General features: G+C 69.6%; 23 protein-coding genes. 16 read left to right on the top strand and 7 right to left on the bottom strand.

Translation table 11 applies throughout. The features are described 5' to 3' along the window. The first annotated feature begins 7 nt into the window (after nt 1-7). From AC2YHA_RS13325 to AC2YHA_RS13335, 3 genes are all read left to right on the top strand, one after another. On the top strand, nt 8-370 hold the full coding sequence (locus AC2YHA_RS13325) for a host attachment protein (protein ID WP_487401971.1): 363 nt from the start codon (nt 8-10) through the stop codon (nt 368-370). Further along, complete coding sequence (locus AC2YHA_RS13330) at nt 367-1,326, top strand: L,D-transpeptidase (RefSeq protein WP_487401972.1); 960 nt, start codon at nt 367-369, stop codon at nt 1,324-1,326. Before AC2YHA_RS13325 ends, AC2YHA_RS13330 begins: the two co-directional genes overlap by 4 nt. An 89-nt stretch (nt 1,327-1,415) precedes the next feature. Further along, nucleotides 1,416-2,705 carry a glycosyltransferase family 4 protein gene (locus tag AC2YHA_RS13335; RefSeq protein ID WP_487401973.1) on the top strand — a complete coding sequence of 430 codons (1,290 nt, stop codon included), beginning with the start codon at nt 1,416-1,418 and terminating at the stop codon, nt 2,703-2,705. Between the two features lie 49 nt (nt 2,706-2,754). Here AC2YHA_RS13335 and AC2YHA_RS13340 read toward each other — a convergent pair whose 3' ends face one another. Together AC2YHA_RS13340 and AC2YHA_RS13345 are read right to left on the bottom strand one after the other, a co-directional pair. Next, a complete protein-coding gene (locus AC2YHA_RS13340; protein ID WP_487401974.1) occupies nt 2,755-4,317 on the bottom strand; it encodes an MBL fold metallo-hydrolase in 1,563 nt (520 codons plus the stop codon). Further along, on the bottom strand, nt 4,302-4,532 hold the full coding sequence (locus AC2YHA_RS13345) for a hypothetical protein (protein ID WP_487401975.1): 231 nt from the start codon (nt 4,530-4,532) through the stop codon (nt 4,302-4,304). Before AC2YHA_RS13345 ends, AC2YHA_RS13340 begins: the two co-directional genes overlap by 16 nt. Before the next feature lie 155 nt (nt 4,533-4,687). Here AC2YHA_RS13345 and AC2YHA_RS13350 point away from each other — a divergent pair, with 155 nt between their 5' ends. The 6 genes from AC2YHA_RS13350 (at nt 4,688) to AC2YHA_RS13375 (ending at nt 9,490) form a co-directional block, all read left to right on the top strand. Further along, on the top strand, nt 4,688-5,011 hold the full coding sequence (locus AC2YHA_RS13350) for a hypothetical protein (RefSeq protein WP_487401976.1): 324 nt from the start codon (nt 4,688-4,690) through the stop codon (nt 5,009-5,011). A gap of 3 nt (nt 5,012-5,014) precedes the next feature. Further along, the gene (locus tag AC2YHA_RS13355; RefSeq protein ID WP_487401977.1) at nt 5,015-5,188 is read left to right on the top strand and encodes a hypothetical protein; all 174 of its coding nucleotides are present in this window, start codon (nt 5,015-5,017) and stop codon (nt 5,186-5,188) included. Further along, nucleotides 5,169-6,494 (top strand): glycoside hydrolase family 130 protein, encoded by a 1,326-nt coding sequence (locus tag AC2YHA_RS13360; RefSeq protein ID WP_487401978.1) that lies wholly within the window; start codon nt 5,169-5,171, stop codon nt 6,492-6,494. Before AC2YHA_RS13355 ends, AC2YHA_RS13360 begins: the two co-directional genes overlap by 20 nt. 116 nt (nt 6,495-6,610) lie before the next feature. Continuing rightward, on the top strand, nt 6,611-6,736 hold the full coding sequence (locus AC2YHA_RS13365) for a hypothetical protein (RefSeq protein ID WP_487401979.1): 126 nt from the start codon (nt 6,611-6,613) through the stop codon (nt 6,734-6,736). 369 nt (nt 6,737-7,105) lie between these two features. Then, on the top strand, nt 7,106-7,537 hold the full coding sequence (locus tag AC2YHA_RS13370) for a DUF2958 domain-containing protein (RefSeq protein WP_487401980.1): 432 nt from the start codon (nt 7,106-7,108) through the stop codon (nt 7,535-7,537). A gap of 105 nt (nt 7,538-7,642) precedes the next feature. Further along, nucleotides 7,643-9,490 carry a ParB/RepB/Spo0J family partition protein gene (locus AC2YHA_RS13375; protein ID WP_487401981.1) on the top strand — a complete coding sequence of 616 codons (1,848 nt, stop codon included), beginning with the start codon at nt 7,643-7,645 and terminating at the stop codon, nt 9,488-9,490. Between the two features lie 178 nt (nt 9,491-9,668). Here the strand turns inward: AC2YHA_RS13375 and AC2YHA_RS13380 are convergent, their stop codons facing one another. Then, on the bottom strand, nt 9,669-10,010 hold the full coding sequence (locus tag AC2YHA_RS13380; RefSeq protein WP_487401982.1) for a DUF4440 domain-containing protein: 342 nt from the start codon (nt 10,008-10,010) through the stop codon (nt 9,669-9,671). 71 nt (nt 10,011-10,081) lie between these two features. Continuing rightward, nucleotides 10,082-10,552, bottom strand: coding sequence for a thermonuclease family protein (locus AC2YHA_RS13385; RefSeq protein ID WP_487401983.1), 471 nt, complete (start codon nt 10,550-10,552; stop codon nt 10,082-10,084). Between the two features lie 385 nt (nt 10,553-10,937). Here AC2YHA_RS13385 and AC2YHA_RS13390 point away from each other — a divergent pair, with 385 nt between their 5' ends. The 5 genes from AC2YHA_RS13390 to AC2YHA_RS13410 all read left to right on the top strand — a co-directional run bounded on the left by AC2YHA_RS13390 (nt 10,938) and on the right by AC2YHA_RS13410 (nt 13,826). After that, a complete protein-coding gene (locus AC2YHA_RS13390) occupies nt 10,938-11,258 on the top strand; it encodes a DUF736 domain-containing protein (protein ID WP_487401984.1) in 321 nt (106 codons plus the stop codon). 164 nt (nt 11,259-11,422) lie between these two features. Further along, nucleotides 11,423-11,650 carry a helix-turn-helix transcriptional regulator gene (locus tag AC2YHA_RS13395; RefSeq protein WP_487401985.1) on the top strand — a complete coding sequence of 76 codons (228 nt, stop codon included), beginning with the start codon at nt 11,423-11,425 and terminating at the stop codon, nt 11,648-11,650. Continuing rightward, entirely contained in the window at nt 11,643-12,236 is a 594-nt protein-coding gene (locus tag AC2YHA_RS13400; protein ID WP_487401986.1) for a S26 family signal peptidase, read from the top strand. The genes AC2YHA_RS13395 and AC2YHA_RS13400 overlap by 8 nt, the downstream gene beginning before the upstream one ends. Next, nucleotides 12,233-12,913, top strand: a complete 681-nt coding sequence (locus tag AC2YHA_RS13405; protein WP_487401987.1) for a lytic transglycosylase domain-containing protein — start codon at nt 12,233-12,235, stop codon at nt 12,911-12,913. Before AC2YHA_RS13400 ends, AC2YHA_RS13405 begins: the two co-directional genes overlap by 4 nt. 544 nt (nt 12,914-13,457) lie before the next feature. Continuing rightward, nucleotides 13,458-13,826, top strand: a complete 369-nt coding sequence (locus tag AC2YHA_RS13410; RefSeq protein WP_487401988.1) for a hypothetical protein — start codon at nt 13,458-13,460, stop codon at nt 13,824-13,826. Nucleotides 13,827-13,971: 145 nt separating this feature from the next. Here the strand turns inward: AC2YHA_RS13410 and AC2YHA_RS13415 are convergent, their stop codons facing one another. Continuing rightward, a complete protein-coding gene (locus AC2YHA_RS13415; RefSeq protein ID WP_487401989.1) occupies nt 13,972-14,358 on the bottom strand; it encodes a response regulator in 387 nt (128 codons plus the stop codon). A 328-nt stretch (nt 14,359-14,686) separates the two neighbouring features. Here AC2YHA_RS13415 and rlxS point away from each other — a divergent pair, with 328 nt between their 5' ends. Continuing rightward, nucleotides 14,687-16,660, top strand: a complete 1,974-nt coding sequence (rlxS, locus tag AC2YHA_RS13420; RefSeq protein ID WP_487401990.1) for a relaxase/mobilization nuclease RlxS — start codon at nt 14,687-14,689, stop codon at nt 16,658-16,660. Between the two features lie 48 nt (nt 16,661-16,708). Here rlxS and AC2YHA_RS13425 read toward each other — a convergent pair whose 3' ends face one another. Continuing rightward, nucleotides 16,709-17,104: a MerR family transcriptional regulator gene (locus AC2YHA_RS13425; RefSeq protein ID WP_487401991.1), complete on the bottom strand. Its 396-nt coding sequence runs from the start codon at nt 17,102-17,104 to the stop codon at nt 16,709-16,711. 67 nt (nt 17,105-17,171) lie between these two features. Between AC2YHA_RS13425 and AC2YHA_RS13430 the strand changes: the two genes are divergently transcribed. Then, nucleotides 17,172-17,843, top strand: a complete 672-nt coding sequence (locus tag AC2YHA_RS13430; protein ID WP_487401992.1) for a cation efflux transmembrane domain-containing protein — start codon at nt 17,172-17,174, stop codon at nt 17,841-17,843. On the opposite strand, the gene AC2YHA_RS13435 is transcribed toward AC2YHA_RS13430, so the two are convergent. Then, nucleotides 17,806-19,770 (bottom strand): TonB-dependent receptor plug domain-containing protein, encoded by a 1,965-nt coding sequence (locus AC2YHA_RS13435; RefSeq protein WP_487401993.1) that lies wholly within the window; start codon nt 19,768-19,770, stop codon nt 17,806-17,808. The two genes, AC2YHA_RS13430 and AC2YHA_RS13435, sit on opposite strands and share 38 nt — an antisense overlap. Nucleotides 19,771-19,863 lie beyond the last annotated feature (93 nt).

Raw genomic sequence — 19,863 nt, forward strand, 5'->3', positions numbered from 1 at the left:
GGTTCAGATGCTGATTTCGCACGGCGCTTTGGTGCTGGTGCTCGACGATGTCCATGTCCGCCTGCTCCGCAACCGCGGCCGCGACCACGCGCCCGACTTCGAGCTCGTTCCCGCCCGGCTGCTAACCCGCGCGCATGGCGACGGTCCAGCCGATCCGCGGCGAAGGCTGGCGGAGATCCTGGACACGATCGAGCCGCTGCTGGCCGCCGGGACGCCGCTCCTGCTGGTGGCGCCCTCGCGGACGTTGGGCGGACTGCGCCATGCGCTTCCCAAGGCCTATCGCGGGCATGTCGTCGCCGAGATCGCCAGGGACCTCGCCCGTTGCCCGCCGGCCGAGCTCGCCGAGCGCCTGCACATGGCGCACGCATGAGGCCCGGACGGTTTGGCAGGCTGCCGCTGCTCGCTCTTGCCTGCACGGCGCCGGCGGTAGCGCAGCAGGTGGCGGTGCCGGTCGCGCCGGGAAGCATCGTCGAGACGGCGCAACGGCTCAGGCCAGGCGAGTTCCTGTGGGCTCCGCAGATCGCCCCGCAGGGTCCCGTGGTGCTGATCGTCAGCATCGCCGGACAGCGTGCGGTGCTCTATCGCAACGGTATGCCGGTCGCGGTGACGACGGTGTCGACCGGTCGTCCCGGTTACGAGACGCCGACGGGCGTGTTCACCGTGCTCCAGAAGGAGGTCGAGCATCATTCGAGCCTCTACGACGACGCGCCTATGCCCTATATGCAGCGCCTCACCTGGGGCGGCATCGCCCTGCATGCCGGCAGCCTGCCGGGCTATCCGGCGTCACATGGCTGCATCCGGCTGCCGCCCGCGTTCGCCAGGCTGCTCTATGACGTGACACGGCTGGGGATGACGGTCGTGATCACCGATGCGCGCGACCTGCCGCGGCTCGCGCCGGCGGGGGATCCGTTGCGTGGCGAAGTCGCCGCGGCTCCGCCGAGGGAAAGCTGGTGGCATCCCGAGCGGGCGCCCGACGGGCCGGTGTCGATCGTGGTCAGCGCTGCCGACCGCCGCGTCGTCGTCCTGCGGAACGGGCGGGAGATCGGGCGCGCCGCGGTAGCGATCGCCGGACGCGTGGAGGCGACCACCGCCTATGTCCTCGTGGTGGACGGCGGGACCAAGCGGCAATGGTTCAGCGTGGCGCTCCAGCCCGACGCGAAAGCCGATCCTGCTCCGGCGGGCTTCTGGGACGGCTTCGGTGTCGATCCGGCGTTCCGCCGCGCGGTCGCGGAGGTCGTGGCCCCGGGCACGACAATCGTGGTGACCGGAGACAGCCTGGTCGCCGGAAGTCCGGCCACGTCGGTCACGCTGCTCGAAGGACGCTAGGCCGGCTGCGCTACGGGCAATCCCTGATTCGGGAACGGCCGCAGCGTCCGTAGCGAGGGAACGTAGTAATCGTCACAAGGAGACAGCATGTGGTTTCGACCTCGGCCGGCAATGCCACGCCTATCGTCGGGCGCGGCCTCGTCGAGCCTCACTCGTTCCCCCGCCGACGCCTGCCACGGATCGCGCTGATCGGGAATGCACTGCCGCGGCTTTGCGGCCTCGCCACCTATACGAGCCACGTGCATGACGCGATGCGCGCTGCGTTTCCGGATCTTGCGATCGATCACTATGCGATGGTCGACCCTGGCCGATCCTATGCCTTCCCGGCATCGGTCGCCGGGACGATCGACCAGGAGGACCGTGCCGCTTATCGCGCGGCGGCCAGGCGGATCGCTGCCAGCGGAGCCGATCTCATCTGGGTGCAGCATGAGTTCGGCATCTACGGCGGGTCCGCCGGAAGCCATCTTCTCGACCTCCTCGCGGGGATCGACGCGCCGGTCGCCGTGACGCTGCATACGGTCCTCGACCAGCCCAACGACGATCAGCGCCGGGTCATGGCCGGCATCACCGCGCGCGCAACCCTGCTGATCGTGATGGCACGGCATGCCCGTGACATCCTGGTCGGCAGCTACGGCGTCCCGGCAGGGCGCATCGCCGTGATTCCCCACGGCACGCCCGATCGTACCTATGTCCCGCCCACCGCCATGCGGCAGCGGCTCGCCCTAGAGGATCGCAAGACGATCCTCACCTTCGGCCTGCTTTCTCCCGGCAAAGGGATCGAGACGATGATCGAGGCGATGCCTGCCGTGCTCGCCCGCTGCCCGAAGGCGCTTTACCGGATCGTCGGCGCGACCCATCCTCATCTCGTCGCCCGCGAGGGCGAAGCCTACCGCGAGCTGCTCCAGGCGCATGCGGAACGGCTCGGCATCGCCGCGCATCTGCGTTGGAACGACCGCTTTCTCGACGAGGAGGCGTTGCTCGACACCATCGCTGCCGCGGACGTCTATGTGACACCCTATGGCAATCCCGCCCAGATTACCTCGGGAACGCTCGCCTATGCGTTCGCGCTGGGCAAGCCGATCGTCTCGACACCCTATGTCCATGCCAGGGAGTTGCTTGCCGGCGGCGCCGGGCGGCTCGTCGGATTCGGCGATGTGGCGGCGACGGCCGACGCCGTCGCGTCGTGGCTCGTCGACGACGCCGCGCGCGACGACTGCGCCGCCCAAGCCTATCGCGCGGCGCGCAACATGACCTGGCGGAAGCTCGCCGAACGCTCGCTGGCGCGTTTCGCCATGCTTCTGGATGGAGCTTCGCCGCCCGCGACCCTGGCATGCCGGAACGGCCGGTCGGTGCCCGCCGGCATCGCCCTGGGCGCCTGACGGTCGCCCGGCGGCCCGGCGACCGTCACGACATCGACGTCGGTCCAGTTCAGCGCGGCAGGCTGTCGACGGCGCGGCGCACGGTATCGAGTGCGGCACCGCGCGCCTCGTCCGAGGGCAGCGCGGCAAGGCGCGAATCGAGCAGTTCGCGCAGCGCCGCCTGACGACTGGACAGGTCTTCGCCGGCGATGAGCCTCGGAGCGTCGACCCGCGGCGGGGCCTGGCGCGTGGCGAGCGCCCGCGACTCCAACCGGAAGGACTCGCCGAGCACGGGCACGATCGGCCGGGGAATGCCGGGAAGCTGCGCCGCATCGGCCGCGAGGCGATCGAGCGCCGGAGATTCGCCGTGGTCGAGGAACAGGCTGCCGTGGATCGGCGCGCGCGCAGCGATCCACCGCAGCAGCCCGCCACGGTCGGCATGCGCCGAATAGGCGTCGAGCGACTCGAGGCGCGCGCGCACCCGGACGTCGACTCCGGAGATCCGGACGAGGCGGGCGCCGCCCTGAAGGATCGCGCCCAGCGTGCCGCGCGCCTGGTAGCCGACGAACAGCACGGTCGAGTCGACCCGCGGCAGGTTACGCAGCAGATGGTAGCGGACGCGGCCGCCGGTGCACATACCGGACCCGGCAATGATGACCGCGCCCGATATGCGGTTGAGCATCTTGGATTCGTCGACGCTGCGGGTGAAGCGGATCTTGGGATGGTCGAACGGTGAGGGACCGCGGCGCGGCGGGTTGTCGTAGCGCCGATAGGCGTGCGTTACCTTGTCGGCGAGCGGTGCGTCGATGAATACCGGGACCGGTGCGAGACGCCCCGCATCGAACAGCGCGACGAAATCCTCAATCAGCAGCTGGGTACGTTCGAGCGCGAAGGCGGGAATGACGAGATTGCCGCCACGCCCAAGCGCCGCCTCGGCCGCTTTCGCCAGTAGCTCGCGCCGCGCTTCCTCGGTGGGAATGGTGCGGTCACGATCCCCATAGGTCGCCTCGCAGACGACATGATCCCATCCGCTATCGGGCGCCGGCGGATCGGCGACGCGCGTCGCGCCATTGCCGATATCGCCCGAGAAGAGCAGCGCCTGCCCGTCGAGCCGTAGCTCGACCGAGGCAGCGCCAAGGATATGATGCGCATCCCAGAAGCGCAGCTGCAGGCCGGGAAGCGGCTCGGCCCATTTGCCCGTCCGCAGCGTATCGACCCGTTCGACAACTCTGGTCACGTCCTCGAAATCGTAGAGCGGCTCGAACGGCGGCAGGCCGACGCGATCGGGACGGTCGTTGCGCCGTTCGGCATCCGCCGCCTGCAGCCTGGCGGAGTCCATCAGCAGCGGTCCGAGCAGCTGGCGATTGGGAAGCAGGCACAGCACGGGCGCACGCAACCCTTCGCGGATCAGCAGCGGTAGCCGGCCTGCATGATCGAGGTGGGCATGGGTCAGCACGACCAAGTCGAGATCGCGCGGATCGAACGGCAATGGTTCGTAGTTCAGTGCTTCGAGCGCCCGCGAACCCTGGAACAGCCCGCAGTCGACAAGGACGTTGTGGCGTGTTCCGCGAAGCTCCATGCAGGATCCCGTGACCGCGCCGGCGGCGCCGTGAAAGGTCAGTTCGAGCGACATGGGCTGGTCCTCAGGCAACTTTCGGAAGCGGTATCGCCTTCGGGCACGGGTCGCTCGGGCGGCGCCGTGTCGGGCGATCCCTCCTCAGGCAGCGAGGGCGGACATTCGGGCGCGACAGGTGTGCCGCGCTCGGCCGGCCAATGCGGCGGCGGAGCTTCCGGCGGCGCATGGGGATCGATCGTATCGGGTGGCGGGATCAGCGGCGCTTTTGCCATCGTTCGGCTCCTTGAGACCATTGGCCGAGGATGCCGCGCGGGGCATTCACCGCCATCCGCAATCCTACGAACGAGCACCGGCCGATCCGGGCAACTACGCATTGGGCGAACGCGCGATTTGGCCTTGATTGCCATCGGTCTTGATGGAGGTACCGATGAGACGTGTCATCCTTGCGGCCCTGCTGCTCGCCGCCGCCTGTGACCGATCCCCCGTTGCCAACCGCTCGGAGGCGTCGCCGGACGCCGGAGTCAACGCGACCGCAGCCGTGTCCGGATTGTCCGATCCCCAGCGTCGCGCGGTGTTCCTGCGCGCGATCCGCGATGCCGGGATCGATTGCCAGGGCGTGACCACGGCAGAGAGCGTTAGCGGCGCCGGTGGACTGCCGCGCTGGCGCGCACGCTGCACTGATGGCCGCCAGTACCTGATCGACGTCGCCGCCGACGGGACAGCGCATATCCTGAGCCGGATCGAGAGCTGACCAATGGCGAGGCGGCGCTCCGAGGTTCCCGCCGTGCATCCGGCGCGAAAGCGGCCGGCGCTGCCCGACTGGGTAGCCGCCGGCATCGCGCTGCTGCTCCTCTTCGTGCTCGCACGTCTCCTTTGGATCGTGCTCAGCGATTTCTGGGTGCTGATCATTGCCTGGTCCCAACCCTGAGGGGCAGGCATCTGTCGGACTCGTCCGGCCGCTTGACCTGCTGCTTCGGCCGGCGCCGGCCCGTGTCGTCCTGCGCCCGTTCGTACCCGCGGAGAATGGAGGCATCCCCCATGGCCTGGCGCGGCCGCGGGTCGCGCGCATCCTCGATCGCGTGCTGTCGTTGAGCGACGAGGCACGGCGCGTCGAGCTGGGCCGGGTGATCGAAAGCTTGTCGGACCGCCACCGCGATGTCGAACCCGTCCTGCGGCGGCGCTATTATGACCTGGTCGAGCCGCAGGCCGACGGCCGGGAGGTCAGCGCTGAACAGGCGCTGCTCGCAGGCGCATACTTCGTCGAGGAATATTCGTTCGAGGCCGCGGCGCTGTTCAACCCGAGCATCGTGCCGCATCCCGACCAGGACGACGTGGCACCGGACGCGATACGCGTGGTGCTGTCGCTGCGCGGCGTGGGCGAGGGCCATGTCTCCTCGATCATCTTCCGCACGGGGACCTTCTCGGAAACAGGCACGCTCGTCATAGATCCGCCCAGTCCTCGCGCCGTTTCCCCTCAGATCGAGACGATCCCCGGCGGCGCCCCGGACGATCCCGGCGTACGCTTCTATTACGGCGCGCACGATGATCTCTCCGAACTGGTGATCTTTCCCGTCACCTTCCGCCAGCGACACGGCATCGAGGACCTGCGCCTCGTCCGCTTCACCGACGAGGATGGCCACGTCACCTATTTTGGGACCTATACCGCGTTCAGCGGCGAGGCGATCCGCCAGGAGCTGCTGCGGACGCGCGACTTCGTGAGCTTCGAGCTCAGCGCACTGCGCGGCGCGATGAGCGGAACCAAGGGCATGGCGCTGTTTCCGCAACGGATTGGCGGTCACTATGCGATGCTCGGCCGCCAGGACCATGAGAATATCTGGCTGCTGAGGTCGAACGACATCTACAGCTGGGAGAACGGCGACGTCATCATCTCACCGCGCTGGCCCTGGGAGTTCATCCAGCTCGGGAATTCGAGCTCGCCGATCGAGCTGGACGAGGGATGGCTGGTGATCACCCATGGCGTAGGGCCGGTCCGGAACTATTGTCTGGGCGCGTGCCTGCTCGATAAGCAGGATCCGTCGAAGCTGCTCGCCCGTTCGACCGAACCCTTGATCCGGCCCCGCCCCGAAACCCGCGACGGCTATGTTCCCAACGTCGCCTACACGTGCGGCGCCATCGTCGTCGGGCGAACCTTGCTGCTGCCGTATGGCGTTGCGGACTCCTTCACGACCTTCGCGACGGCGTCGATCGATACCCTTCTCGCGACGATGGCATGAGCGGTTCTCTCCGGCTGAAACGAGATGGCACCGAGAGCCGGTGTCCGTGATGACCTCGTATCTTTCCTGATCGCACCAGAGCGCGGCGGAATTCAGAGAAGAACCGGAGGTGCGCGATGGAAGACAAATCCCACCAGGCTGGTTTGGACGCCCTTCTGATGGCGATCCTGATCATCTTCCTGATTATCGAGATCGTCCTGACCATCCTGTTCAAGCTCTGGGCAGCGACCAGCATTGGGTGATCCAGATGCCGGCGCGTGCGCGCGGGCCGCGCTCGATCGCGCTCTACGGCTCAGGGCGCTGCCCTTGCCGCCGAGCCCCGCTTGCGCACGGCTCGGCCCGATGGTGACGATCACTGGCGCATCAGCGGTCGCCGCGCAGGCGCGGCGGCGCAGGCTCGTGGCCTCTCCCGGATGCGCGGGAGTGGGCGGCGCGCCCTCCTAGGCGCGGACGCGGCGGCGGCAAGCCGGCTAGGGCCGGCTCCTCCATTGCCATTGCGGCCCTTCGGGTGCCGCCGCCGCTCGGGCCCGCGCCTTTCCGGTCGCCTCTCGCCGCCCACCCCCGCTTTCCGGGGAAGGCCGTGGGGTTTTCAGGGCGGTGAGGAGGCGAATATGGACCTGCTTACCCAAGCCTTGCGCGCGGCGCTTCGAGCCAATGCCGAAGCCGCGTGCCAACCCCGTCACGACCCCGTGCCGGTGGTGAAGTTCTTCAACCCCTGCGGGGCCGCGACCTGGCTCGCCACCGAGCTGGACGCCGATGGCGACACGCTGTTCGGCCTCGCCGATCTCGGCTTCGGCTGCCCCGAGCTGGGCAGCTTCAGCCTCGCCGAAATCGCGAGCGTCCGGCTCCCGTTCGGGCTGCGCATCGAGCGGGACCTCTTCTTCTCGACTACCCACCCGCTGTCGGAATGGGCCGAGGCCGCGCGGCAGGCGGGCTCGATCCTCTCGGCGGAGCGGCTTCTCGCCTCCGGCGACGGAAACGCGCCGCACGATGGCGATGGGGGCGGGACCGAGCTTCCGGACTCCAAGGCAGGCCAGACCTGAGCCTGCCGAGGAACCGGATGACGTGGCGGCCGTCCGCCGCCGACCAAGCCGGTCCGCCTCACCCTGCAAGACAAGACGGACCGGCACTCCAACGGAGTGCGTGTGATGAAACTCGAATTCATTCCCCTCGACAAGCTCGAAGTCAGCAAGGCCAACATGCGTCATGCCAAGCGCCCGCCCGATGTGTCGGATATCCTCCCGACCGTGCGCGCACGCGGCATCCTCGTGCCCCTGATCGTGCGTGCGAACGGCGCGCCCGACCGGTTCGAGATCGTCGCCGGGAGCCGCCGCTTCCACGCCGCACGGCTCGTCGCCGAGGAGCAGGACAGCGCCGAGCCCGACGCCTGCCAGCTTCCCTGCGCGATCCTCGACAGCGGCGACGACGCCGATGCGATCGAGGCCTCGCTGATCGAGAACCTCGCCCGGCTCGACCCCGACGAGGTCACCCAATGGGAAACCTTCACCCGGCTGGTGAAGGAGGGCCGCTCGGTGGACGATATCGCCGCCACCTTCGGCCTGCCCGAGCTGACGGTGAAGCGCGTCCTCGCGCTCGGCAACCTGCTCCCGCGCATCCGGCAGATGTATGCCCGCGAGGAGATCGACCGGGTGACCGTCCGCCACCTGACCCTCGCCAGCAAGAGCCAGCAGCGCGCGTGGCTTGCGCTCGCCGACGATCCCGACGGCTATGCGCCGACCGGATACCAGCTCAAGGCATGGCTGTTCGGCGGCCAGTCGATCAGCACCGCCCATGCGTTGTTCGACGTCGAGGCGAGCGGGCTCGCCGTGATCGCCGACCTGTTCGGCGACGACCGCTATTTCGCGGACGCCGACGCCTTCTGGACCGCGCAGAACGCCGCCGTCGAAGCGCGCCGCGCCGCCTATCTGGAAGCCGGATGGGCCGATGCGGTGATCGTCCCGCCGTCCGAGCATTTCCATGGCTGGGAATATGAGAAGGCTCCCAAGCGCAAGGGCGGGCGCGTCTACATCGACGTTCGCGCGACCGGCGAGGTGATCTTCCACGAGGGCTATCTCACCCGCAAAGAGGCTCGGCGCATCGAGAGCGGCGACGCGCCCGGCGCGCCCAAGCCGCCGCGCCCGGAGATCAGCTCGGCGATGCAGACCTATATCGACCTGCACCGCCACGCCGCCGTGCGTGCCGCGCTGCTCGACTCGCCGAGCGTCGCGCTGCGGCTGCTGGTCGCGCACGCCATCACCGGCTCGCCGCTCTGGCAGGTGCGGATCGAACCGCAGTCGGCGCGTTCCGAGGACGTTCGCGAGAGCGTCGAGGTCTCGCGCGGCGAGACGGTGTTCGACGAGCGCCGTCGTGCGGTGCTCGCCCTGCTCGGCTTCTCGCCCGAGGAGCCGACCGTGATCGGCGGTGCCATCGCCGACGCCGATGGACCGGCGGACACCCTCGCCGCGCTGTTCGCCCGGCTGCTCGCACTACCCGACGCCGCCGTTATGGACGCGATCGCGGTCGTCATGGGCGAAAGCCTCGCTGCCGGAACTCCGGCGACCGAGGCGCTGGGGCTCCATATCGGCCTCGACATGGCCGACTGGTGGCAGGCGGATGCGGCTTTCTTCGAGCTGGTCCGCGACCGCGAGGTGATGGGCCGGATCGTCGCCGAGATCGCGGGCGAGACCGTCGCCCGCGCCAATGCGGGCGAGAAGCTCAAGACCTTGAAGCGCATCGCCGTCGATCATCTCGAAGGCGCGAACGGGCGCTCCAAGATCGAGCGCTGGGTGCCGAAATGGATGGCGTTCCCGCCCGCCGCCTACACCACGCGCGGCGGGGTCGGCACGGTTGCGGCACACGCGCTCGTCGCCGCCGCGCGCGCCGACGGCGACCCGGACCCCGATGCGCCCGCACCGGCTGCCGTGGCAATGCCGGACGCCGACGCGAGCGATGCGGACCCGGTGAATGGCGAGCCCGCGCAGGCGCTGGCGGCGTGAGAGAATGGGCGGGGCGGCGATTGCCGCCCCGCCGATCCTTGCGCGAGATATCCCGCAAATCCGGTCGCGCGCAGCCGCCATTGAGGGCGGCTGAGCGCCAAAGCCGTGGAACGGCGCGATCTCCGCGGGACGCGACGATCGCCGGCCGGCGCTGATCGGCCCGCGTCGTCGCCGTTCGTCAAGCCGGCGTCTGCTGGTGCTGGATGAGCCGCCACCGCTCCCCGTCGCGACGATAGGTCGAGCCGCACCAGGCCCGGTACGGCGACCCCTCGTCGCGCCGGCCTAGTGCCCGATAGGCGAGAACGGCGATCTCGTCGGCCGGACGCGCCAGATGGCGATCGGTCATTTCGACCGACCGCCAGCGCGGCGCCTGCCGAAGGCCTTCCACCGCGGCTGCCGCGTCGATTGCGCCCATTGCGGGAAAGACCATCAGACAGGCGGGGTCGAGCGTTTCGGCATAAAAGTCTTCACCGCCGGTCCAGAAGGATTCCTCCAGCTTCCAGAAGCCTGCTTCGTCCATGCGTTGTCCTTCGTCGCGGCAACGCACCCGCCTGACGGTGGTTTCCTGCCCGCAAGACCATCGCGCAAGGGTCAGCGCCGGCCGCGACCGCTGCACCAGTCGGGTTTGCGCGCGCCGCGCGGCCACCAGCGCGCAGCGCCCGCCTGGACCAGGCGCGCGGCGACGTCGCGGCCGTCGAGCGTCACCCGCGCGACCGTGCGATTGTAGCTGCGGCCGAGCCGCGCGACCCGCACGGTGCGGCCCATCAGCAGCCCGCGCGCAAGCGCCGTTGCCGTACGGCCCGCCGCGATCTCGCGCGCGCATTTCGCCTGCCCCGGCTGCGTCTCGGGCGCGTCGATCCCGGCGATGCGGATGCGCTCGCCGCTCGCCAGGCGGAACGTGTCGCCGTCGATGACATAGGCGACGTGCCCCGGCTGCGCGGGCGCGGCTGCGCCGAGCAGCAGCGCAACCACAAACGCGGCGGCGCAAGCTCCGATGCGCCGCGCCGACCCCGCCTCGCCCTGTCCATCCGGTCTCCTTGACCCGCGCCGATTCCTGTCCATGCGGGGGCCGCTATCGCGCCGATCGGCGTCGGGCAATCGATCTGCGGCACGTCTATTGGGGCGCAGATCTGGCCAGTGCGCTCTCTTCCGCATGGGGACCCGGCTCGACGTCGGGCAGCGTCGTCCGGCCGCTCGCGCCGCCGTCTCCGGCTCCTTGGGCGCATGACCTGGAACGGTCGCCGGCCCCGCGAAACCATCGCGCACGCGCTTATTTCCCCGCCGGCTTCGCCGGCTCCTCGCGCCGCTTCGCTCCAAATAAGCGCGCCCGCTCCGGTCCTCCGCTGACGCTGCGGCCCTGGCGGGTTCGCGCGTCCGGCTCGGCCCGTTCCTTCGGTCCGCCCATCGCCCGGAGACGGTTCGGGCGAGATACCTAAGGAGACGATCAATGCCCGCAATCGGTTATGTCACCCGCGAAGGCGAAGGCTTCAAGGGCCAGCTCAAGACCCTCTCGATCCGCACCGAGATCGAGATTCTGCCCAACCGCTCGAAGAGCAGCGACACGCAGCCCGACTATCGCGTCTCGGCCGGCGGCGTCGAGGTCGGCGCCGGCTGGGTCCGACGCGGCGAGATGTCCGGCAAGGACTATGTCTCGCTGAGCCTCGCCGCCCCCGAGTTCGGGCCGCGCCGGCTCTACGCCAACCTCGGCCGCGCGGCGGGCCAGGACGATGACGACGCCTTCGCCATCATCTGGAACCCGGCCGACTGAATCGGCCAAGCGCTCCCGCGCCGGCAAGCGCGGGAGCGCAAGTCCGTGAGAATGGGGAGTCGAATTTGCATGGATGCGATTCCGACCCTGCCGGACGCGGCGCGCTTCGGCCAGCCTCGGCTCGTTGCGGCGCGTTGTCGCCGCCCCAGAACCGGACCCGAGACATGGACGACGACGCCGAAGCGCGCGCCAAGGCCGCGCGTGTATCCTGCCCCTTCCTCACCGCCAAGCAGACCGCGTTCCACTTGGGAATCGCCTATTCGACGCTGAAGGCGATGCGGCTTGCCGGCAAGGGCCCGCGCTGCCGCCGCCACGGCCGAACCTGGCGCTACCATATCGACGATATCGAGGCCTGGTCGGCCGCCAGCGCGCGCGGAGGCGGCCATGGCTGACCCGCGCGACCTGCCGCTGTTCGCCCACGCGCAGGCGCGGCGGCGGAGCGTCCGGCGGCGCCGGCGGTCGCGCCGCAGCGCCTGCGCGGTCGCGCTCGGCGTCGCCGCTATCGGCCTCACCATCGCCGTTCCGCCGCGCCCGCGCCTCCTCTGGAACGCCAGCGCGAGCGCGCCGATCGGGCTCTACCGGGTCGGCGCAGCAACGACGCCGGCACGCGGCGACCTGGTCGTCGCCTGGCTGCCCGGGCCAGCGCGACGGCTCGCCGCGGAGCGGCGCTACCTTCCGCACAACGTGCCGGCGATCAAGCACGTCGCCGCGGTCGCGGGCGCGCGCGTCTGCGGGATCGACGGCATGCTCACGATCGACGGCCGCCCTGTCGTCCGCCGGCTCGCCGCCGACCGGCTCGGTCGCCCGCTGCCGCGCTGGGAAGGGTGCCGGAGGCTGCGAGCGGGCGAGCTGCTGCTCCTCAATCCGGCCAGCCCAGCGTCGTTCGACGGGCGCTATTTCGGGATCAGCCGGACCTCGGACGTGGTCGGGACCGCCCACCCGCTCTGGACCAGGCACGCCCCGGAGACCGGCGCATGATCCGGCTTCCCGCGGCCCTTTGGGCGGGCGCTGCCGTCCTGCTCTTCGCGCCTTCGGCCGCTGCGTGGCAGGTCGGGCAGGCCGCTACCGAGCGAGACGTTCCAGCCGACGCCGTGACTCGCTGGCGCGCCCATTCGCGCGAGGCCTCGCAGCGCTTCGGCGTCCCGCTCGACTGGATCGAGCGCGTGATGCGCGCCGAAAGCGGCGGGCGCACGCACTTAGACGGCCGTCCGATCACCAGCCGCGCCGGCGCCATGGGGCTCATGCAGATCATGCCCGGAACCTGGGCCGAGCTGCGCGCCCGGCTCGGGCTCGGCGCCGACCCCCACGACCCCCGCGACAATATCCTGGCCGGCACCTTTTACTTACGGATGATGTACGACCGCTTCGGCTATCCTGGCCTGTTCGGCGCCTATAATGCCGGCCCGGCGCGCTACGCCGCCTGGCTCGCCGGCAATGGGCCGCTGCCTGCCGAGACCCGCGCCTATCTGGCGCAACTCGGCGGCGGATCTACGCTGCCAGCCGCCCCTCCCGAAACGCCGCCGCAGCGCGCGACCCTGTTTGTCATCGAGCGCGCCAATCCCGCCGGCGGTCCGCAGGCGCGCGCAGCGGAGACGCCGCGATCGCGCCTGTTCGTCACGCTCGCCACTGAGGCGGTGCAGCGCCCACAACCCTGATCGGGATGAAAGCGCCGCCCCGGATCGTTTGATACCAAAGCGATTCGATAGGTCCGGGAGGACCGTCATGGGCGTCCATTTGCTCAAGTTCGGCAAGTGCCTGCTGCGCGGCCACCTATGGCGCTACAGCAGCCGCATGTCGGGTACGCGCGTTTGCATGCGGTGCGGCTGGCGCAGGCGCGCTTGACGCCGGAGGCACCGCGGAAGCGCGGCACCGCCACCGTCCGGGTCCAACTTGGGAACAGCGGCTGATCGCCAGCGCGCCTAACGCGGTCGCTCACAAAAAGGGGTGGGGCTCGTCTCGGCAAGGCCCAGCATGACGGCCGGCGCAGCGGCTGTGCAAGGCCGGCGGCCCCTCCAATTTTGCCGCGAGAGGGAGCGCGCTTCGCGCGCGCGTTCGTTGGTTTGCCGCGCGACAAAATCGGTTCCTCCGCCGCCGCTTCGCGGCGCTCCGGCTGCGCCTCCGCGGCCCTGACAGCCGCTCCGCCCCCCGTCTCCGAACGTCCGTCCTCAGTCGAGAGGACGACAGCTTCGGAGGTTCGTCATGACGATGATTTCCATTCTCCAGGTCGAAACCCGCGACGCCTATCCGGCGCTCATCGCGGGAATCGAAGCGCAGTTCGGACGCGAGGGCAGCGTCGAGATCGCCGCGCGGTTCCTCGATGCGGAGCTCGCCGATTTCCACTGGCAGAGCCGCATGATGGAGCGGCATCTCGGCCGCTACGAAGGCGAGATCGACGCCGACGACGAGAGCCTCGAACTCGAACGGATCGCGATTCTGGGCGTGCTCAAGCGTGCATGGTTCGTCGCCACCTGCATCGTCGATGGCGACGGCGCGGTGCACGATATCTGCAAGCTCAGGCTGATGCAGAGCGCGCGGGATGCCCACGAAGCATTCGAGCGCATGCGCTGACATGCGGGCAGTTTCGCGCGCGGGAGCGGCGTCGGATTGGCGTCGCTCCCGCTCTCTTTTTGCCTCGGCGGGAGGCTGTCGAGCGGACACGAGGCAGCGGGCTTTGGCGCGCGAAAATGTTCGGCGCCGCAGCGTAAGGGCGGGCTCAAACGAGGTCGCTGGCGATCCTTTCGAGCTGCGTCGAGACGGCCGCGAGGATCTGGTCCGTGGCAAACGGCTTCTGGATCATGATGCTGCCGGGTACGCCCTCCGCCGGATAGTCCATCGTGCTGTCTCCCGACATGTAGACGATCGCAACCGCCGGGTTGTGCCGGCGTGCGTGGCGCCCGAGTTCCCAGCCATCGGCTCCGGCGCCCATGTTGATGTCGGTGACGACGCCCGCGATCTCGGATATTCGCTCGAGCATCGACAGCGCGTCCGAGCCGCAATGCGCTATCTCGACGTGATATCCGGCATGCCGTAGTGCGTCTTCGATCGTCATCACGATCATTGCCTCGTCATCGACGACGAGGATGCGAACCGTTTCGTTCAAGGGCAGGTCCCCCGCTCGGTTGGCGCAATCGAGATCGAGGCATTCGAGGTCAAGAACGCAATCTGATCTCGATCAAACGTTCTCCGGCGCCATTCGTTGCCGCCTCCACAGCAGAAAGTCACGTAAGGCAAGATAAAGCGCTGGCACTCCTGTTGCCGTAAGTGTTTGCCTGCACATCGTTTTTCGTAAGAATGAACGGCACTGCCGCTTGGCGGACAGTGCCGTCGGCGCCGGAAACCGCAGAAATCCGCCCCTTACAGCGGCACCGGTTTTCACCGCGCGACGCGCAAGGCATGATTGCCGCGGGGCGCCAGACGGGGATCGACCGGTGGCGACAGAAGATGAATTCGAGCCGCGGCTCGGCCGCATCCGCAGCCGCGGTGGCAAGCGCGGCCGAACCTATCTATCGCGTGTGCTCGCCGCGACCAATCTCGCGCGCGGCGGCTCGGGCCGAGGCGCTTCCTATTCCGCCACCCGGATCGGCCGCGGCGCCGGTGTCGGACGCCTGCTCGCCCGGCGCGACCGCTACGCCGCCTGGCGCCAGCGCCGCGTCATCGTCAAAGCGCGCCTCGCGAAGCTCGCCGGCAAGGGTTTCGACGGTGCCCGCGCGCACCTGCGCTACGTCCAGCGTGACGGCGTAACCCGCGACGGCCGGCCGGGCGAGCTCTATGGCCGCGATGCCGACACCGTGGACGGCAAGAGCTGGCTCGACCGACAGGCCGACGATCGCCATCAGTTCCGCTTCATCGTCTCGCCCGAGGACGGCGACCAATATGCCGACCTCAAGGACCTGACCCGGCGGCTGATGGCGCGGCTCGAACAGGATCTCGGCACGCGGCTCGACTGGGTGGCGGTCGATCACTTCAATACCGGCCATCCGCACACCCATGTCATCGTGCGCGGGAAGGACGAGCGCGGCCGCGATCTCGTCATCGCCCCCGACTATCTGACCCGCGGCATCCGTGAGCGCGCCGCCGAGCTCGTCGACCTCGACCTTGGGCCGCGCAGCGACCGCGACATCGAGGCGCGGCTGCGCGCCGAGATCGGCCAGGAGCGGCTGACCGGCATCGACCGGCGATTGATCGGCGAGATGGACGCCGACCGGGTCGTGGCCCCGTTGGCACGCGACCCCTTCCAGCAGAGCCTTCGCACGGGCCGCCTCGCCACCCTGGCGCGGCTCGGTCTCGCCGAGCGCCTGCAAGAGGGAGGTTGGCGCCTTGCCGAGGGCATCGAGGATACGCTGCGCCGGATGGGCGAGCGCGGCGACATCATCCGCACCCTGCAGCGCGCGTACACGGAACGCGGTATCGCACCGGCAGCGGCCGATCTCGCTATCTACGAGCCCATGGCCCCGGACGGGCGCCCGATCACCGGCCGCGTCCTCGAGCGCGGCCTCGCCGACGAGCACAGGGACCGCCATTACCTGCTGGTCGAGGCGACCGATGGCCGCACCCATTATGTCGACATCGGCAGGGCCGAGGCGCTGGCGCCGCTTCCGGCCGGCGCGATCGTTCGGATCGCGCCCGAGCGACCGGCGGTCCGCGAGGTAGACCGGACCATCGCCGCGGTCGCCGCCGCCAATGGCGGGCGCTATACGATCGACGCGCATCTGCGCCACGATGCGACCGCGACCGAGGCCTTCGCCGAGACGCATGTCCGCCGGCTCGAAGCGATGCGGCGCAGGTCCGGCGCGGTGGAACGCGCGACCGACGGCAGCTGGATCATCGCGCCCGATCATCTCGACCGCGCCGCCGCTTACGAGGCGGCCCGCGCCAGGGAAGCTCCGGTACGCGTGGAGGCGCTGTCCGCCGAGCCGCTCGAGCGGCTGACCGGAGCCGACGCCGCGACGTGGCTCGATCGCGAGCTCGTCGCGGCGTCGCCCGAGCCGCTGCGCGAGGCCGGGTTCGGGCAGGCGGTCCGCGATGCGCAGCGGCAGCGCCGGCAATGGCTGATCGCGCAAGGCCTGGCCGAGGAGCAGGCGAGTGGCACGGCGTTCGCAACCGGCCTGATCGACACGTTACGACGGCGCGAGCTCCTGCGTATCGCGGCGCAGCTTTCCGACGAGCTCGGGCTGCCGTTCCGGGAGACGCCGGAGGGCGCACGCGTCGAAGGCATCTACCGCCGTCCCGTCGATCTGCTGAGCGGGCGTCACGCGCTGATCGAGAAGAGCCGGGAGTTCACTCTCGTGCCTTGGCGTCCCGTGCTCGACCGGCACGTTGGCAAGACGGTGTCCGGCCGCGTTCGCGGCGACGGGATCAGCTGGACGATCGGCCGCGGCAGGAGCGGGCCGACGATTTCGTGACGGAAGCGGGCGACAGCGGTGAGTACGCAATTCGACGCGATGCAGCCGTCAGCGCGGCGCGAGCGCCTCGAGGATGCGGCACTCGGCGATCGTGCCGCCGTCGCACGATGCGATGACCGCGCTCAGCTCGCGGCGCAGCGCCGCCAGGTCCGCAAGCTTGCGGTCGACCTCGGCGAGATGCGAGTTGGCGATCGCATCGACCGAGCCGCAGTCGCGCTGGTCCTGCGACGAAAGGCTGAGCAACTCGCGCACCTGGTCGAGCGAGAAGCCGAGATCGCGCGCGCGGCGAATAAAGCTGAGCCGCGCCAGCGCGTCCTGGTCGTAGGCGCGATAGTTGCCGCCCGTCCGCTCGGGCTTCGCGAGCAGGCCGATCCGTTCATAGTAGCGGATCGTCTCCACCTTGGTGTTCGTCGCCTTGCCGAGATCGCCGATCGTGAGCGCCATCGCCTTGACCCTGTAGTTGCTACAGGGACTAGATAGGTCGTCACGACGAGCAAAACGAGGTGACGACATGGCCGGCGGATGTTGCGGAGGCTGCGAGACGGCCGCGCCGACCCATGACAAGGCATGGCGGCGCGTGCTCTGGATCGCACTCGCAATCAACGCCGGCATGTTCGGCGTCGAGCTCGCGGCGGGCGTGGTCGCCCACTCCGCCTCGCTCAAGGCCGATGCGCTCGACTTCCTCGGCGACGCCGCCAACTATGCGATCAGCCTCGGCGTCGCCGGGCTGGCGCTCACGTGGCGCGCGCGGGCGGCGTTCGCGAAAGGCGCGTCGCTGCTTCTGTTGGGGTTGTGGGTGCTGGCCAGCACGGTCTGGATGGCGATGGCCGGGACGCTTCCGAAGGCCGAGACGATGGGGATCATCGGCACGGTTGCGCTGGTCGCGAACCTCGCCTGTGCCAGCATGCTCTGGCGCTATCGCGAGGGCGACGCCAACCGGCGGTCGGTATGGATCTGCTCGCGCAACGACGTGATCGGCAACCTCGCCGTGGTGGCGGCAGCGGCCGGCGTGTTCGGAACGGGGACCGGCTGGCCCGACATCATCGTCGCGGCGATCCTCTCGGGCCTCGGCGTCAGCGGCGGGTGGCAGATCATGCGCCAAGCGCTTGGCGAGCTGCGCGATGAGCGCACGGCCGGGTGCCGGCTCACTCCCCGCCGAAGCGCAGGCGTATTCCGCCGTTGACCGTGAACCCGTCGGTCGGCGCCCAGGCATCGACCGTCCAGCGCCCGTCGGGCGCGCGCTGCGGCAGCAGCAACGGATCATATTTCGTCTGGCGGATGTTCAGCAGGTTCTCGGCGTTGAGGAACAGGCTGACCCTCCCCAACACGAGCTCGCCCATCGCGCCCAGCTCGAAATAGGGCCGGCTCCTCGTGCGGTAGGGATTGTCGTCGAGCTGCTGGCGGCCGGTATAATAGGCCTCCAGCCCGAACCGCCCCCGCCCGTGCTGCTCCCACATGGCGACGAGCCCGGCGCTGTGGCGCGGGGTGATCGGCATCGTCCTGCGGCCGGCGGCGTCGGGATCGGGCTCGCTGGCGTCGACATAGACATAGCTGCCGGTGACCGTGAACGCCCGCCAGCGGTAGCGCAGGAACAGCTCGGCACCGCGCGTGCGGGTGAGGCCGCCGGCATTGACCAGCGCGACCCGGTCGGGCGCAATGGTCGTGAGCTGCACGGCGTTGTCGATGTTGGAGGCGAAGAAGGTGACGCTCGCCTCGACGGGGCCGCGGGCATAGCCGAGGTCGAGCGAGGCGGTATCGGCGGTCTCGGCCTTCAGGTTGGCGAGCGGCGCGAGCCGCGAGAGCCCGGCTTCCTCGATCTCCTCGACGAAGGGCGTCGGCGCATAGAAGCCGCGGCCGAGCGAAGCCCGCACCGTCCAGGGTCCGGGGCGGTAGAGCAGCGACAGCCGCGGGCTGAGGCTCGAGCCATATTCGCTGTGCGCGTCCCAGCGCGCGCTGCCCGCGAGCGTCAGCTCGCTCGCCACGTCCTGCTCGACCTGCGCGAACAGCGCCGGCACGGCGTAGCTGTAGTCGAAATCCGGAAAGCTCTTCGAGCGGAACAGGTCGGCCTGGAAGGCAGCGCCCGCGAGCCACGAGGTGGACCCCGAGCGGCCCGAGAAGGAGGCTTCGCCGAACAAGGTCCGGCGCCGGTTTTCCTCGATCGTTGCGCCGAACCGGCGATCGTCGCTCTGGGTCATGCCCGAGGCGCGCAGATGGAGCGTGCCCGGCGCCAACGGCACTTCGGCGACCAGGCCGCCGTCGAAGCGCGTACTGTCCAAGGTCTGGGCAAACGGCTGGCCATCGGGCGCGGTGCGGCCCGGCAGGGTGCCGCCCTCGCGCTGCTCGGTCATCGCCCCGGCCGTCAGATAGAGTTTGGCGCCGTCGGCGCCGGTCCAGAACAGGCGCGGGCGCACGGTCCAGCGCTCATAGGCGGGCATGTCGGCCCACCCGTCGCCGTCCAGGTCCTGGCGGCTCTGGCGGTTGAACCCGCCGGTCATCGACGTGCTCCAGTCGCCGCCGAGCGGGGTTGCGGCATAGGCGGTCACGTCCTGTCCGTCGCGGCTGGTCGCGTTGAGGACGAGCTCGCCTTGGGGCGCGTCGCCCGGACGGCGCGAGACGAGGTTGATGACGCCGCCCAGCGCGGACGGGCCGTAGAGCGCCGAGGCGGCGCCCTTGATGACCTCGACCTGGCCGAGATCGGTCGGCGGGATCTGCAGCAATCCGATGGCCGGCGCCTGTCCGCCATAGAGCGGCAGTCCGTCGGATAGGAGCTGGGTGTAGCGCCCCTTCATCCCCTGCATGCGGATGCTCGCGGCGCCGAGCGAGGGCGAGGTGACCTGGGTCCGAACCCCCGGCGTCTCGGCGACCAGCATGGCGATGTTGCCGGGGGTCATCAGCAGCTTCTCTTCGATCTCCTCGCGGTTGATGACCTCGACGCGGATCGGCTCGTCCTGCACGCGGCGGCCGGTGCGGGTCGCCTGGACAACGATCTCGGTTTCCTCTTCCTCAGGATCGTCCCGATCCTGCGCCCATGCTGGCGGCGCGACCGCCGTCGTTGTGAGCAGGAGTGCGCCGGCCAGGCGGAAAAAAGACAGCGCAGTTCTGTAAGCCAACGATGTTCCCCAAAAAGATCCAGCTGCAGTGATCCGCCCCTTGGAGCGCAAGCACCAAAGGACGGCCGACTGCCTCATGGGGCCTGTAGTAAC

It is taken from the genome of Sphingomonas sp. SRI_018, assembly GCF_057586275.1.